This window comes from Microlunatus ginsengisoli (genome assembly GCF_039537205.1).
GTDB classification, from domain to species: domain Bacteria; phylum Actinomycetota; class Actinomycetes; order Propionibacteriales; family Propionibacteriaceae; genus Microlunatus; species Microlunatus ginsengisoli.
The window spans coordinates 1-14,055 of record NZ_BAABAB010000030.1 but is presented as its reverse complement, the minus strand read 5'-3'; the positions used below and the strand labels follow the sequence as shown (position 1 = coordinate 14,055).

General features: G+C 69.7%; 12 protein-coding genes. 11 read left to right on the top strand and 1 reads right to left on the bottom strand.

The window, feature by feature from the left end:
• Positions 1-49: 49 nt before the first annotated feature.
• The gene (locus tag ABD747_RS19480) at positions 50-727 is read right to left on the bottom strand and encodes a hypothetical protein (RefSeq protein WP_344807711.1); all 678 of its coding nucleotides are present in this window, start codon (positions 725-727) and stop codon (positions 50-52) included.
• Between the two features lie 315 nt (positions 728-1,042).
• On the opposite strand from ABD747_RS19480, the gene ABD747_RS19475 reads away from it, so the two are divergent.
• From ABD747_RS19475 to ABD747_RS19425, 11 genes are all read left to right on the top strand, one after another.
• The gene (locus ABD747_RS19475) at positions 1,043-2,677 is read left to right on the top strand and encodes a hypothetical protein (protein WP_344807709.1); all 1,635 of its coding nucleotides are present in this window, start codon (positions 1,043-1,045) and stop codon (positions 2,675-2,677) included.
• A 12-nt stretch (positions 2,678-2,689) separates the two neighbouring features.
• The gene (locus ABD747_RS19470) at positions 2,690-3,580 is read left to right on the top strand and encodes an MBL fold metallo-hydrolase (protein ID WP_344807707.1); all 891 of its coding nucleotides are present in this window, start codon (positions 2,690-2,692) and stop codon (positions 3,578-3,580) included.
• A 386-nt stretch (positions 3,581-3,966) separates the two neighbouring features.
• Complete coding sequence (locus ABD747_RS19465) at positions 3,967-4,293, top strand: hypothetical protein (RefSeq protein ID WP_344807705.1); 327 nt, start codon at positions 3,967-3,969, stop codon at positions 4,291-4,293.
• A gap of 10 nt (positions 4,294-4,303) precedes the next feature.
• Positions 4,304-4,708 (top strand): hypothetical protein, encoded by a 405-nt coding sequence (locus ABD747_RS19460; RefSeq protein WP_344807703.1) that lies wholly within the window; start codon positions 4,304-4,306, stop codon positions 4,706-4,708.
• A complete protein-coding gene (locus ABD747_RS19455; RefSeq protein WP_344807701.1) occupies positions 4,705-7,449 on the top strand; it encodes a hypothetical protein in 2,745 nt (914 codons plus the stop codon). The genes ABD747_RS19460 and ABD747_RS19455 overlap by 4 nt, the downstream gene beginning before the upstream one ends.
• On the top strand, positions 7,449-7,652 hold the full coding sequence (locus ABD747_RS19450; RefSeq protein ID WP_344807699.1) for a hypothetical protein: 204 nt from the start codon (positions 7,449-7,451) through the stop codon (positions 7,650-7,652). Before ABD747_RS19455 ends, ABD747_RS19450 begins: the two co-directional genes overlap by 1 nt.
• A gap of 43 nt (positions 7,653-7,695) precedes the next feature.
• Positions 7,696-9,537, top strand: a complete 1,842-nt coding sequence (locus ABD747_RS19445) for an exonuclease/endonuclease/phosphatase family protein (protein WP_344807697.1) — start codon at positions 7,696-7,698, stop codon at positions 9,535-9,537.
• Entirely contained in the window at positions 9,534-10,877 is a 1,344-nt protein-coding gene (locus tag ABD747_RS19440) for a M23 family metallopeptidase (protein WP_344807695.1), read from the top strand. Before ABD747_RS19445 ends, ABD747_RS19440 begins: the two co-directional genes overlap by 4 nt.
• 43 nt (positions 10,878-10,920) lie before the next feature.
• Positions 10,921-11,508 carry a hypothetical protein gene (locus ABD747_RS19435; RefSeq protein ID WP_344807693.1) on the top strand — a complete coding sequence of 196 codons (588 nt, stop codon included), beginning with the start codon at positions 10,921-10,923 and terminating at the stop codon, positions 11,506-11,508.
• Positions 11,509-11,563: 55 nt separating this feature from the next.
• On the top strand, positions 11,564-13,102 hold the full coding sequence (locus ABD747_RS19430) for a nucleotide-binding protein (protein WP_344807691.1): 1,539 nt from the start codon (positions 11,564-11,566) through the stop codon (positions 13,100-13,102).
• Positions 13,099-14,055, top strand: a 957-nt coding sequence (locus ABD747_RS19425; protein WP_344807689.1) for a hypothetical protein, incomplete at its 3' end; no start/stop codon positions are given. The genes ABD747_RS19430 and ABD747_RS19425, both read left to right, overlap by 4 nt.

Sequence of the window (14,055 nt, the reverse complement as noted above, 5' to 3'; positions counted from 1 at the left end):
GGCAGGCCTGGGAGCACCTGCCGTACGTCGGGCTTTGTGTGGAGGGGACTTAGCCGAGCACTCCCAGCAACTGGTTCAGCAGGGAGACGATCCCGTTCAGGATTCCGTTCAGACCGGTCGCACCGTCGAGCAGCCCGGCGACCGCGCAGAGCAGATTGCCCAGCAGGTTCCCAGCTCCGCCGACAGCGGTGATATTCAGATGGACGGTGTCGAGGTGCACCTTCAGCCCCAACAGATTCAGATCCAGCGGGCCGAGCACCAGATCGAGAACCTGACAGCTGAGCGGCGTCGCGGCCGCCGCCGCACTCGGCGCGAGCTGGTCCGTCGTCTCCGGCGACAGCCCGTTGACCACGCCGGCCCGCTTCTCCGCCTTCGACGGGGCGGCCGCCCCCTCGACCGACTCGGTGGCGAGCGGCATCGAGATCTTCTTGTTGACCTTGGTCACCGTTCCGTCCGCGTCGGTGATCGTGCCGATGAACTTGCCGACGGCCAGCACCTCGCCGCCCTCGCGCTTGAACTTCATCACGTTGAACAGTCCCGCGACCTCACCGGTTCCGTCCTGCAGCGTGCCCGTGACGTTGCCGCTGATCGCCGTCGGATCCGGCGGCGCGGCCTGGGCCGGCGCACTGCCGATCAGTCCCGCGCACAGCGTGGTGGCGAGCGCAATCACCAGGACGAGGATCCTGGGTGTCCGCCGCCGAGTGCGGCCGTCGGTCTTGCTGTCCATCGGTGGTCCCTTCCTCTCGAATCGGCCGGACGTCTGCGGCAACCAGGAGCCTTCAGGCCCCGCGGCTGCTCGGGGGACAGGCGTCGTTCGGCCCTGCAACGGTGATGACATCCCCGAGGCGCCGAGATGACGCGGCGCCTCGGGGATGTCGGGGCCGGTGGTCCCGATTCCGTCGCGGTCGGCGACCGACGGCAGGCGAAGAAGGCCCCGCCGACTCTCGACGGTCCGCGTCATCACGGTGGGTCGAACTCGTCCGGCCGGCCCGCGAGGCAATATGACCTTGTCGCTGACGGCTCCCGATGGGACCCTCACGCCATGAGCGACCCCGCGGCAGGTGATCGGGATGCGGCCGAGGCGACGGTGGCGAAACTGGCATTCGGACACCGGGGCCGCCCGTCGGTGCCGGACGGCACCCCGGAGGAGATCCGCGACCGGATCATCTGGGAGCCACGCAGGCCGGTCGACCTGGACCCGCTGATCCCCTCCGTCGGCAGCAGGCCACGCCGAAAGCACCGGCTGGTCGTTCTCGGTGACTCCATCAGCCATGGTTTCAAGAGCCTCGCCATCCGCGACACCGAGCTGTCCTGGCCGAAGCTCGTGGCCCGCTACGGCGGCCTCGGGCAGTTCAAGGTTCCGTGGTACGACGGTCCGGACGTGGCGCCCGGGCTCCCGTTCAACCTCGAGGCGGCGATCCGCGCACTCCAGTGGCCGGGTGCCGCTCTCGATCCGCGCGCGCTTCGTGTGCTGCCACGACTTCGCGACATCATGGACGAGGTCGAGGACTACTGGGAGCGGGGCGACGGCGCGGTCGCCGTCGAAGGATCGTGCTCGGGCGCGCGGCAGCTCGACCGGGTGAACCACAATCTCGCCATCTGGGGCCAGGACATCCGAGACGCCTTGTCGCTGGACGTCGCGACGCTGCAGGACCGGGTCAGCCGAGCGCGCCACCGTGGTGACAATGGTCTCGTCCAGTTCGCCTCCGCGCACGCCGAGCGATCCGCCCTGATCACGCTCGAGGGCGGCGGTCCCACCGACACGCCGGTGCGGCTGGCGAAGGCGCTGGGTGAGGACGGCGGGATCGAGACGCTGGTCGTCGGGCTCGGCGCCAACAACATCCTGAGCACCGTGCTCGACTTCGACATCGCCTGGACCCAGGACGACGACTACGCCGACCTGGAGGCGAAGCGCGCATACACGGCCTGGACACCGGAGCACTTCCGGGTCGAGTACGACGCGTTGATCAGGGAGGTCGAGACGATCGCGGCCGAGTACGTCCTGGTCTTCACCGTCCCGCACGTCACCATCGTTCCCATGCTGCGCGGGGTCGGACCGAAGATGGCCGGCGACCGCTACTTCGCCCGCTACACCAGGCCGTGGATCCCCGACGACGCCTTCAGCGCCAACGTCAACCCGTGCCTCACCGGCGAGCAGGTCCGGGTCCTCGACTTCGCCGTCGACCTCTACAACGATCACATCTGCCGCCGGGTGGCCGAACTCGACGATCCGGCCGGGCGGCGGTGGGCCGTCGTCGACGTGGCCGGAATCCTCGACCGGCTCGCGTACCGCCGCTATCTGATCGACAGCGAGGCCCAACCCTCCTGGTGGACGCCGTACGATCTGCCGGACGAATACCGCCAGCTGTCACCGATCCCGGACAGCCGCTACTTCCGGTCCGACCGGTTCGGCCGCTGCGAAGGCGGCCTGTTCGCGCTCGACGCGGTGCATCCCACCACGATCGGCTACGGCCTGCTGGCCCGCGAGGTGATGCGCGCGATGAGCGCGCTCGGCGTCCACCTCGCCCGACCCGAACCCGACTTCGCGGAACTGATCGAGCGGGACACCTTGATCAGCGACCCGCCCCGCATGCTGTCGAGCGTCCTCACGGCGGTGGGATCGGCGAACCACCTGGTCGATCTCTTCCAGGCCGTACGGCACGGGCGTCCGGTCTGAGCAGCGTCGACGGTGCCTGATTCGCAGTGGGTCGAGGTGGCTCCCGAGGTGTTCGTGCGCGCGTACGACCATCTTCAGCTCAACATCACCGTCGTCCGCGGTTGCGACGATCTCCTGCTGGTCGACAGCCGCTCGTCACCAACCGAAGGCATCGAACTGAAGACCGACCTCGCCGAGTTCTTGCCGGCGCAGGTGCGGATGCTGGTGAACACGCACGCCCACTTCGACCACACCTTCGGCAACCAGTCGTTCGGTTCCGACCCCATCGAGGGCGTCCCCATCTACGGACATCACCGTCTGCCAGCACACCTGGACTCGTACGAGCGCCCGCGGCTGGCCGCTTGGCGCGCGGATGGAGGCGGCGAACCGGATCGCGACTGGGACGATCTCCGGATCACCCCACCGAACCGCCTGGTCGCTTCAAGCCAGACCGTGCGGGTCGGCGGGCGCACGGTCCTGCTGCACCCGCTCGGACCGGGACACACCGACACCGACCTCGTTCTGCACGTCCCCGACGCCCGCGCATGGATCGTCGGCGATGTCGTCGAGGCTTCCGGGCCGCCGATGTTCGGGTCCGGCTGCTTCCCGCTCGAGCTGCCGAACCAACTCGGCTCGCTGCTGGCCGACCTGGACGAGACTGACATCGTCGTGCCCGGCCACGGTCCAGTTGTCGACCGAGCCTTCGTGGCGTCCCAGCTCGCGGAGGTCGAACGCTTCGCTCAGCAACTCCGCCTGGCGCATCGCTCCGGCGACTCGGTCGAGCGCGTCCTCGCTGACCACGATCGGTGGCCGTTCCCGGCCGAGGGACTCGAGTTGGCGGTTCGACGCGCCTTCGCCCACCTCGACACTGCCGAATCCGACCCACCGGTTATCCCCGCACACACACCGCCGAGACGGACATAGCTGCGCAACTCGAGCCGTCGGGGGCTCGGCTGGAGCCGCCTTGGGGAATCGAACCCCAGACCTACGCATTACGAGCGCAATCGGCGGCCACACGACTTTCCGATATGCGGTAGCTGAGCAGGCAGAACTGCCCTCGAGTACTCGCGTCTGCTCACGGTCATCTCGGACCAATTGCGGACTTTTTGCGGACGGTGGCTGGCTCTTGGCCCACGCATTGGCAAACCGGCTACTTGGCCAACCGCGGCGTGCCAACTTTGGTATTCCGGGCAGCCGTTGGCGCGAGCGTTCCGATGTCCCGACCTCGATTCTCCCACGCCCTCTCGCCGCAGCCTCGTCAGAGCGGCAGCACAGGACTCGCTGGCTCCCGAACGAGATGGAGATGTGAAGTGAGTGGGCTGATGCCGCTCGCGGGTGGTGTGGATCTGTCGGGTGCCTGGTCGACGTTTTGGAACGCGGTGTCCTCGTCTGGCGGCGCGCAGCTGACGAACGTGTTGAGCGTGGTCGGGGTGGCGGTGTTGGTGTTGGCGTTCGCGAGCTTTTTTTGGCAGCGGGCCCGGCACAACAACAAGGGAGTCGCGGATGGCGGGAAGTTGTGGTGGGCGATCGGAATCGGCGCGGTGCTATCCGCGCCGGGGGTGATCTTCCCGATCCTGTTGACGTTTGTGGACGTGATCGCGAACGCGGTGATCAGCGTCTACAACGCCACCCAGTAGGGCAGCAGCGGTGAACGATCAGCCGTTGTACGCGTTGACGGCGATGACAGGGCCGGAGGCGTCCTCGACCCGCACCGTGGTGGTCGGGGTCGCCGAGTTCCCGTGGCGGGTGCTGGTGATCCTGATCGTCGCCCTGGTCACCGGGCTGTTGCCGACTGCGGCGGTGTGGGCGGTGGGCGGGGTGTGGGCGGTCGGGTTCCTCGCCGCCTGGATGGCTGCCGCGGTGTGGCTATTCCACGGCCGGACGCGGTGCGGGCTCCGGATCCGGAATTACGCGGCCCTGTTGAATCGGCGCCGGGCGATCTTGAACGAGTTCATGCTCGGCGCAGCCGTCGTAGACGTGCCGCGGGACGACTGGCGGATCATCCGACCCGGCGGGGTCCGGAACCTGGTCGGGCATCGGGAGGGGCCGTGAGGCGGCCGATGGTCCGGCTGGCCGCCGGCACGGTTGTGTGCCTGCTGCTGACGGTGGGGATGGGCGGGCCGGCGTCGGCGAGCCCGACAGATCCGACCGCGACGTCGTCGTCATCGCGGGCTCAGGTGGGGTCGTTGTGTTCGTCGGCGCGCCGGTCGTTCGACTACCAGTATCTGCCGGTGGAGCGGTGGTCCGGTGCGACCCAGAAGATCCATGTCCGCTCGAACGGCGGGATCGTCGACTTCGCACCGGTCCAACGCCAGTTGCAGTCGGTGAACTTCGTGATCGGGGACTTCTTCTACGGACTGACCACGAAGCTGGTGACCTGGTCGACCCAGTTCTGCCCACTCCAGGCGGTCGGCGGCGCGGTCGACAGCGCGGCCGCCCAGCTGGGCCGGGCGTTGGTCCACTCATCCCTGATCGCCGGGCTGCTGGTGTGCACGCTGGTCGGGTTGCTGCTGCAAGGTTTCCGGAATCGGGATTCGGCGTGGATGGGCCGGATCGGGGTGAAGCTGCTGGTCGTCGCGCTGTTCGCAATCATGGTGGCCGGTTCGACCCAGTCACGCGGCGGCGGGATCGGCGGCGACTTCACCACCCCATACCAGCCGGGCCGCGGCTCCCCCGGCTGGTTCGCGACAACGATCGACCGGATCGTGACCGAGCTGGCCGCCGCGCCGGCGGCCGCGCTGTCCGCACAGACCATCGTCGACACCACCAGCTCCGGCGACCAGCTCGACTGCGGCCCCTACCTGGGAGCGCTGCAGGACGGCTACACCGCCCAGGCGTCACGCGGCGGCGTGATCAACAGCGAAGCCGTGCCCGCGCTGACGGTGTCGAACCTGTGGCAGATCTCCGGCTACAACGCCTGGTCGGTCGGCCAGTTCGGCAACAAGAACATGAACGGACAGACCCGGGTCGCGTGCCGGATGCTCGACAAGAACGCCGCCATCCCGGTCAGCACCGGATCCTTCCTGATCGACGGCACCGACGCCGCGAACAACCGCTCCTCGGCGTCGATCACCAACGTCATGTCACGAGTGCCGCAACCGGACGCGAGCCCGACCGCAACCGCGGCCTGGGTGAAACCGGACGCGCCGGCGTGGCGGCAGCTGTCCGGGATCGAGGACGACAAGGCCTGGATCGCGTGGGCGGCCTGCGTCCCCCGCGACGGGCAACTCGCCAACGTGACCAGCAAGACCGGCTGGAAGGCGCCCGACGGCAACGCGTGGCTGATTGCCGACCAGGCGGCCCGGGCGAATGCGGACACGGTGGACGGGTCGCCGAAGCTCAACCAGGCCTGCTGGTCTTTCTTCAACTCCGACACCGCAACGGTCGACCCGATCTTCGACTGGGGCGACGGCGACAAACAACTGCGGCAACACGCCGACCAGATGCCGGCGTCCGTGTACGACTTCATCTCCGCACTGCACGGCACGAACCAGACCGCCGGCGGGATCGCCAGCATCGGCTACGTGCTCGCCTCACTGGGCGTCTTCGCGGTGTTCGGCCTGATGGGTGCCGCGATCCTGACGGTGAAGATCATCACCCTGGTCATGTTGTTCACCGTGTTCTTCGCGATGGCCGTTGTGTTGCTGCCGAACGCTGACAACACGAAGCTGGTCCGGTTCACCAAGGAATACCTCGGGCTGACCCTGTTCTCCGCGTTCGCGGTCTTCATGCTGGCCATGGTCACCCTGTTCGTGAAGATCATCTGGCTGCTGTTGGGTGGTTTCACCGGCGGTCCGAACTCGCTGATGACGATGCTGCTCGGCGGACTCGCCCCGGTGTTGGCGGCGATCGCGCTGCACCGGGCGTTCACCTCGATCGGCCTGCCGTCACCGATGACCGTGAAGGGTGCGGTCGGTTGGGGGCGGGCGATGGCCGGCGGTGCGGCCGGCGGCAGCGTCGTAGCAGGGCTGGGCCGGCTGTCGGTCGGCGCCAGAACGCTGGCCGGGATCGGTGGCATGAAACTCGGCGGATCCGCGCTCGGCGGCCTCAAGACCAGACGGGCAGCCGGCAAAGCGAACAACCAGACCACCGACGGGGCCCAGAAGTCCCCGACCACCAGCCCAGGCACGGCGCGGGGAGCAGCCCCGGCCGAGCCCACCTCGGCTGCGGTCGGCAGGCACCCCTCGCCGGAGGCTGTGCTCGCCGACCGGCAGGCGTCCCCGGCCGCGAAACGCGCAGCGCAACGACAAATCGCCGCCGACAGGAAGGCGATGCGCACGGAGGCTCGGGACGCTTCGACCACGGCCCGCATCCAAGATCAGGCCGATCAGCGTCCCCGGCTGGAGGAACGACTCACCGCCCGGGTCGCGGGTGCGGCGCAGGTCGGCTGGGACGCCACAAAGACCGCGGCCGCTGACCGCCTGCTCGACGCGCAACGCCACGCTGTCGACATCGCGCAGCATCCGGGCACGGCGGCCAGGCAGGCGGCCCGACGAGTACCGAAGCGTGCGGTCGGTGTCGCCGCCGTCCTCGGCGCCGCCACCGTGGCCGGGCTGCCCGGCGCCGCGGCCGTCGGCGGAGTCCTCGTCGCGAAGCAGACCACCCGGCTGGTCCGGCAACGGATCCGAACCAGCCAACTCGAGCGACAACAAGCCCTCGACGCATTCCGACAACGGCAACAACAAGGCATGACACACGACGAGGCGCCCGTGCGGGCCGAGGACGAGTGGGCCCAGGCCGTCGACGCCCCATTCACTGCCGACCAGAAGACAGCGTTGAGAGGAGACGTCTGATGAGCGACGACAGGACCGGGCCGCGGCTCGGATGTTTGTGGCTGGGATCGATGATCTTCATCTTCATCCCCGCCGCGGTGATCGCCGCGGTGATCTGGCCGCAGATGACCGCCAACCAGTTCGTCGGACGGACCCTGCTGATCGGCGTCGGCCTCATCGCCGCCGCGCTGGTCACCGCCATCGCCATCTTCCGCCGCCGCTGACCACCCGACACCGCCGACGCCGCCGACAGGAGGGGACCGTTCCATGACCGACCCGAACCAGACGAGCAGCAACCCGGACCAAACAGGCCGGGTCAGCGGCGCCGATGGCCTGTTGACGCGGGAGAGCACCTCCGACGGCTCAATGGGTGGCGACGCCCGTGAGCTGGTCGAGAACGCCGCGGCCGGTGCCCGGGTCGGCGCGAAGGTCGGCTCCGGCTACGGCGCGGCCATCGGTGCCGCCGCCGGTACCGCGGTCACGGCGGTGAAGAACAAGCGGACGCGGCGGCGGCTGGTGATCGTGCTGACCGCGCCGACGCTGGCGGGTGTACTGGCGTGGACGATGGTGATCGTCGCGCTCGGCTCACTGGTGGCCGATCATGACCAGGCCCGCGATGGCATGTCGCAGGCAGCTGCCGGCTCCGACGGTGTGACCGATCAGCAGATCGGCATCTACCGTGCCGGAGCTGAGTCGTCCGGGGTGTCCTGGATGCTGCTGGGAGCGGTCGACCGGTCGGCAGGGCATTGGGCCGGGCCCGGTGATCCGCCGTACGGGATCACCGACCTGGCGGCATTCAACACCGACCTGACCCGACACAGCCTCACGCCGCTGACAGCGGCGCAGCTCCAGGATCGGGTGGCGGCCGCCTACGCGTTCGGCCGGCTGTTCGCGGACCGGCTGGCCGAGATCGACCCCGATGTCGACGCCGACGACCTGGCCGCTGGTGCCGGGGTGATGACCGACCCGGCTGATTCCGACCGACAGATCCTGGCCGTCGACCCCGACGATTCGCACGCGAACGCAATCCATGAACGGGTCCGGTCAGCGTTCATCTCCGCGTTGGCCGCGATGCCCTCGACCACCGCGACCGACGCAACCGCGATCTTCGATGCTGCGTACCGGTGGGCAATCGGCCAGCCCCAGACCTGCGGAACGGACCCGTTCGCCCAGATTGCAGGCGATCCGGGAGTACCGCGGCCAACCGGTGCCGGTGCCCGGATCGACGTGACGGTCGCGACCTGGAACACCCTGTACACGAACCCGGCCGCACGGGTGGTCGACGGGATCCGCTCGATCGGCGTGGCCGCGGACGTGATCGGGTTGCAGGAGGTCACCTCGTCGCGGAAACGGGCCGAGATCGCGGCCCGGCTCGGCCAGGACTGGCAGCTGTACGCCGGCGGTGACGGGAACAACACCACCCCGGTAGTGTGGCGGAAGGCCAACTACGACCTGCTCGCGCACGGGGCGGTGGAGGCGTCCGGTCTGGTCCGGATCGAACCGGGCGCGTCGGGCACCGTCCTCGGACCGCGGTGGATCACCTGGGTCCAGCTGCGGGACAGGTCGACCGGCGGCGCGTTCTCGTTCGTGAACACGCATCTGATCCCGACGATCGACGCCGGCGGCCGGCCGGCCCGGTCACGGCCGCAGCGGCTCCGGGTGTACGACCAGCAGATCGGCCGACTGCTCGGGCTGATCGACAAGCTGAAGGCGGCCGGCCCGGTGATCGGCACCATCGACGCGAACATCGACGCCCGCGGCGACGCCACGTATCGCGATCCGCGGTGGCCGTACGCCCAGTTCGCCCGACACGGCGTGTCCACCAACTGGCGGATGCTCGGCGCGCCGGCGACGGGCGGCACCCACGACACCCGGCTGATCGACTGGGTCTGGTCGACCACTGGCACGATCATCCCGACCAGCCAACAGGTCGGCGACAGCTACGGCTCCGACCACCACTCGCTGCGGGTGTCGCTGAGCAGCGCCGCCCCACCGCTGCCCTCGCTGACCACACCGGCGTCCGGGGTCGACGCGATCAGCACCGGCGCCGGGGGGCCGTTGGTGCCGGACCGGCTGACTGTGCCGGGTGGTGTGCCGGGGTCGACATGACGTTGACCGGCGAGCAGGTGTCGAACGCGGCGATCGTGATCGCCGAGGGCAAGGCGGCGAAGGTGCCGATGTTCGGCTGGGTCGTCGCCCTGGCCGCGGCGTTGCAGGAGTCCGGGATCCGGAACCTCGGATACGGAGACCGTGACTCCCAAGGCATGTTCCAGCAACGCCCGTCGTCCGGGTGGGGTATCCCGGCCCAGATCGGCGACCCGCACCTCGCCGTCCGCGCGTTCTACGGGGTCGCCGACCACACGAACAACCCCGGACTGACCGATGTGGCTGGCTGGCAGCAGCTGAGCGTGGCCGCGGCCGCGCAGGCGGTGCAACGCTCCGCATTCCCCGACGCCTACGCCAAATGGGAGGCCGCTGCCAGGGCCATCGTGCAACGCCTCGCCGGGATCACCGACCCCGCCGCGACGGCCACGTTTGCCGGCCAGAGCTGCGCTACCGGCACCCCGGCCGGGGCCGGGCTGGGCGCCTGCCCGCCGACCGGGATGGGAGTGGAGAACGGGCTGACCCCGGACGCGTTGCTGGTGGCCCGGTGTGGGAAACACCAGTTTCCGCAGATCACCACCATGTACGGGATCGGGAACAGGCCGGCGAACACCGACGACGACCACCAGACCGGCCGGGCGGTGGACCTGATGATCCCCGACTGGGCCACCGCGGCCGGGACGGCGCTGGGCTGGCAGGTCGCGTCGTGGATGCGGGACCACCACACCCAGCTCGGCGTGCACTACATCATCTACGCGGCGAAGATCTGGAACGTCGACCGTGACGCCGAAGGCTGGCGGACCTACCGCAGCATCACCGGGCGGAACGACCCGACCTCGTTGCACTACGACCACGTGCACGTGTCCGTGTTCGGCAATGCCGCGACGGGCCCCGGGGACACCGGCAGCCTGCCCGCCGGGGCGTGGACGGTGCCGTTGCCGAAGGGTTCCTACCGGATCGGCTGCGGCTTCGGCTGCTACCCCGGCCACACCGGACAGGACTTCCCCGTGCCAGCGGGCACTCCTGTGCGGAGCAGTGACGACGGCATCGTGATCCGCTCCGAAGCGCTCACCGACAGTTCGGGCAACTACCGCAGCTACGGCAACCTGATCGTCGTCTCGGTGGACGGCTCGCCGGGCACCACCGTCTGGTACGGCCACCTGTCCCGTCGCGACGTCACCGTCGGGCAGAGGGTCCGCGCCGGCCAGGTGATCGGGGCTACCGGCTTTACCGGCCACGTCATTCCCGCCGGGCCGGCGGGCGCGCACCTGCACTACGAGATCCGGGTCGACGGCAGCCCGACCGACCCGATGCCCATCCTTCGTCGTCACGGAGTGACGCCATGAACCGAAACCGTCACGGAGTGAAGCCATGAACCGCCGCACGGTCGTGGCCGCGGTGCTCGTGGTCGCCGCGCTCGGGGTCGGCGTCGCGCATACGATGGCGGGCGGCCACACGGATCCGGGTGTGACGACACCGGCACCCATGGTCCCGGCCGTCCCTACCACCGCACCACCCGCCGCGGTCACGTCGCCCTCCGCACCCGCGCCGTCCGGTGCCGTATCCGCCGTGGCCGAGCCGGTGAACGAGGGGGCCGGTGACGATACGTCCGGGACCGACGCGGGACGCGACGCCGGTCCAAGCGATCCGGGCGCCGGTTCCGGCGAGCCACACTGGCGACCCATCGCTGCGGGTTTTGCGGCCGCGTTCACGACGGTCCGCAGCGGCGACACGACCGATCGGTGGCGGGCGCGGCTGAGGCCGTACGTAACTGCCGCCGTCGACAAGCGGCTTGCCACGGTCGACGTCGCGAATGTGCCCGCCCGCCGGTTCGACGGTCTCGATGTCCTCGACGCCTCCGACGAACAGATCTCCGTGCAGGCCACCTACACACCGGGCCGGGCGCTTGTGCTCTATCTCGTTTCCGACGGCAACAACCAGTGGAAGGTCTCTGGCTATGACCGACTCGAACAATGACCAGCCCCGTTCCGGTGAGCTCCACCGGTCGCGGCCAGCCATACCGAGCACTGGCGTGAATGGGCTGGATCGCGATGTCGATCCGGGCGCGCTGCTCGTCGACGTTGCGGGCGCCGGCGGCGCGGAATCGGATGCCGGGCTGACCGAGGTGCCGGGCGGCCCGTCGGCACCGCTCGGACTGGTCGGCCTGCACGACCTCGCCCCGGAGCTCGCCGCGGTCGGTTTCGAGGTGGTGTCCGATCCGGACCTCAGGTCGGCCGCCCAGCTGCTCCAGTCGGCGGTCCGGGACTGGGTCCAGGTAGCCGGCGAAGGGGCGCTGCTGCCTGTTCTGATCCTCAACTCTCCCCGGATCGCCGGGCTGATCCCGAGGATCCAACGGCACGTCGCGCTGACCGTGCTCGGCACGGCGAGCTCGCCGGTCAGCGAGGCCGAGGGTTACCGCAGCTACCAACTCCCCGGCCCGGTCCAGGACATTGTGAAGAACGCCGGCGTCGACGGCTACGACCTGGTGCCGGACCAGCTCGAGCTCGAAGCGGACGGCCGGCTGGTCGACCGCGGCAAGGGTTGGGACGACTGGGAACCCGGACCCGACGACGAAGCGCCTCCCGCCGTGGATGAACCGGCCGATCCGGAAAGGCCTGCCGACCTCGGCGACGCGGTCTTTGGGGTGGCCCGATCCCATCAGGGCCGGCCGTCGTCGAGCCGGATCGGGGCCTGCAGGATCGGTTTGGGTCAGGTCGCGCTCACGCTGTCTGGAAGTGGCGGGGTCGGGAAGTCCACGTTCAGCCTCGCCCTCGCAGCCCGGGCCGCGGAACGGGGCCGGCGGGTCGTGCTGGTCGACGCCAATCTCGGCCAGGGCGACCTCGCCACGTTCCTGAGGGTCAGCGGCGGCGGGTTGCCGACCATGTTCGACGCGATCGTCGACGGCAGGAACCTGGAGAACGGGATCATCACCCCGGCGCGGCTCGCCGAGACCCGGGCCGTCGGGCTCCGCAAACCCGGGTTCGCTTTCCTGCAGGCACCGTCGACCGAGGAGTTGCGGACACGCCGGGTCACCGCCGGCGTCGTGTACGAACTGGTGGAGGACGCCCGCCGGATCGCTGACCTCGTTGTCGTCGACACCCAGATCGTAGAAACAGATGATCCGCGCCGGATGGTGGCCGACCTGATTTTGCCCCAGCTGGGTCGGGGCGGCTGGGCGGTGGCGATCGCCGGGCTGTCGACAGCCGGGCTGGCCAATCTGAACCGGCTGCTGACCAACCTCGAGGCGGAGGGCATCAACCCGGCCCGGGTCTTCTCGTTGCTGTCCCGGATGCCGGTCGGCGCCGACGTCGACCAGGGCCGGCTGATCCAGACCCTGCGCACTCACTCGGTCCATCTGGGCATCGGCTGGGTCGACGACGACCTGCAGACCGCGCTCAACCTGGGCGACACCCTGGCCGACCAGCCGGCACTGGCGAACCTGGTCGACACGTTGCTGCACCGCATCTTCGACCTTGAGGTGGTCGCCCCGGCCTATCGTCCCGACGATGGGGTCGAGCCTCCTCGACGGCGCTGGCAACGCTGGTTCGACCGGAGAAGGAGCAGCCGATGACCGCCCCGGTCGTCACCAAGCCGGCGAATCGGCCGGCTGCCAGGCCGGGCGGTCGCAAGCCGCGTTCGGGTGTGGACGACTGGTGGACCGTGCCGGACACCGTACCGGCGGCGGATAGCGCGACCGTGAAGAAGACCCGACGCTGGCGTCGGCTGGTCACCGTGTACGTGTGGGCGGCGGTGATCCTGCTCCCGTTGACCCTGTTGGCGTTGTTCGTGCTCGCCGGTCAGCAGCTCGCCGGCCACGGGTCGGCCACCGATAAGACCGTGAGCGGAACGCAGGAGGCGGCTCAGGCGCAGGTGCTGCTGGAACGGTGGATCGGGCAGAACCCGTCACCACTTCCGGGCGGCCGGGTGGTGGCGCTGATCGACGCGACCAGCCAGACCCCGGCCCCGGCGCACCCCGGGGAGGTCGTCGACTACCGGATCGCGACCTACCGGTTCGTGATCGCCGACCGTGCGGACAACCTGTACACGACCGGCGTCCAGTTGGCGATCACCCCGGACGGGCCGGTGCTGTTGGCCCGGCCGGCGCTGCTGCCGATCCCGGCGACCGGCACGACCGCGCAGGGCGGCCAGTGGCCCTGGCCGGGTGTGGAGGCGGGGACTCCACAGGCGGCGTACGGCGCGGCGGTGAACGCGTGGCTGGCCGCGTACACCTCCGGCGACCCGGCGGCGCTGAAACAGGCCGTCGGCGACCCCGACCCGTCCCGCAGCTACCTGACACTGTCCGGCGTCAAACTGTCGTCCCCCGCGATCGGACCCGTCGGGTACCTGTGGGGCCCCGGGCAGGACAGCGGCAAAGACGCGCTGCCGCAGCAGGCGCTGCTCCGGGTGACCGTCGGAGCGAGCTGGACCGGTCAGACGCCCGCGCCGGGGGGCACGGTGCCGACCCTGACGTACGACTTGCTGCTGGACAAGGCAGACACCGCGGCGCCGGTGGTGGTGGCGTGG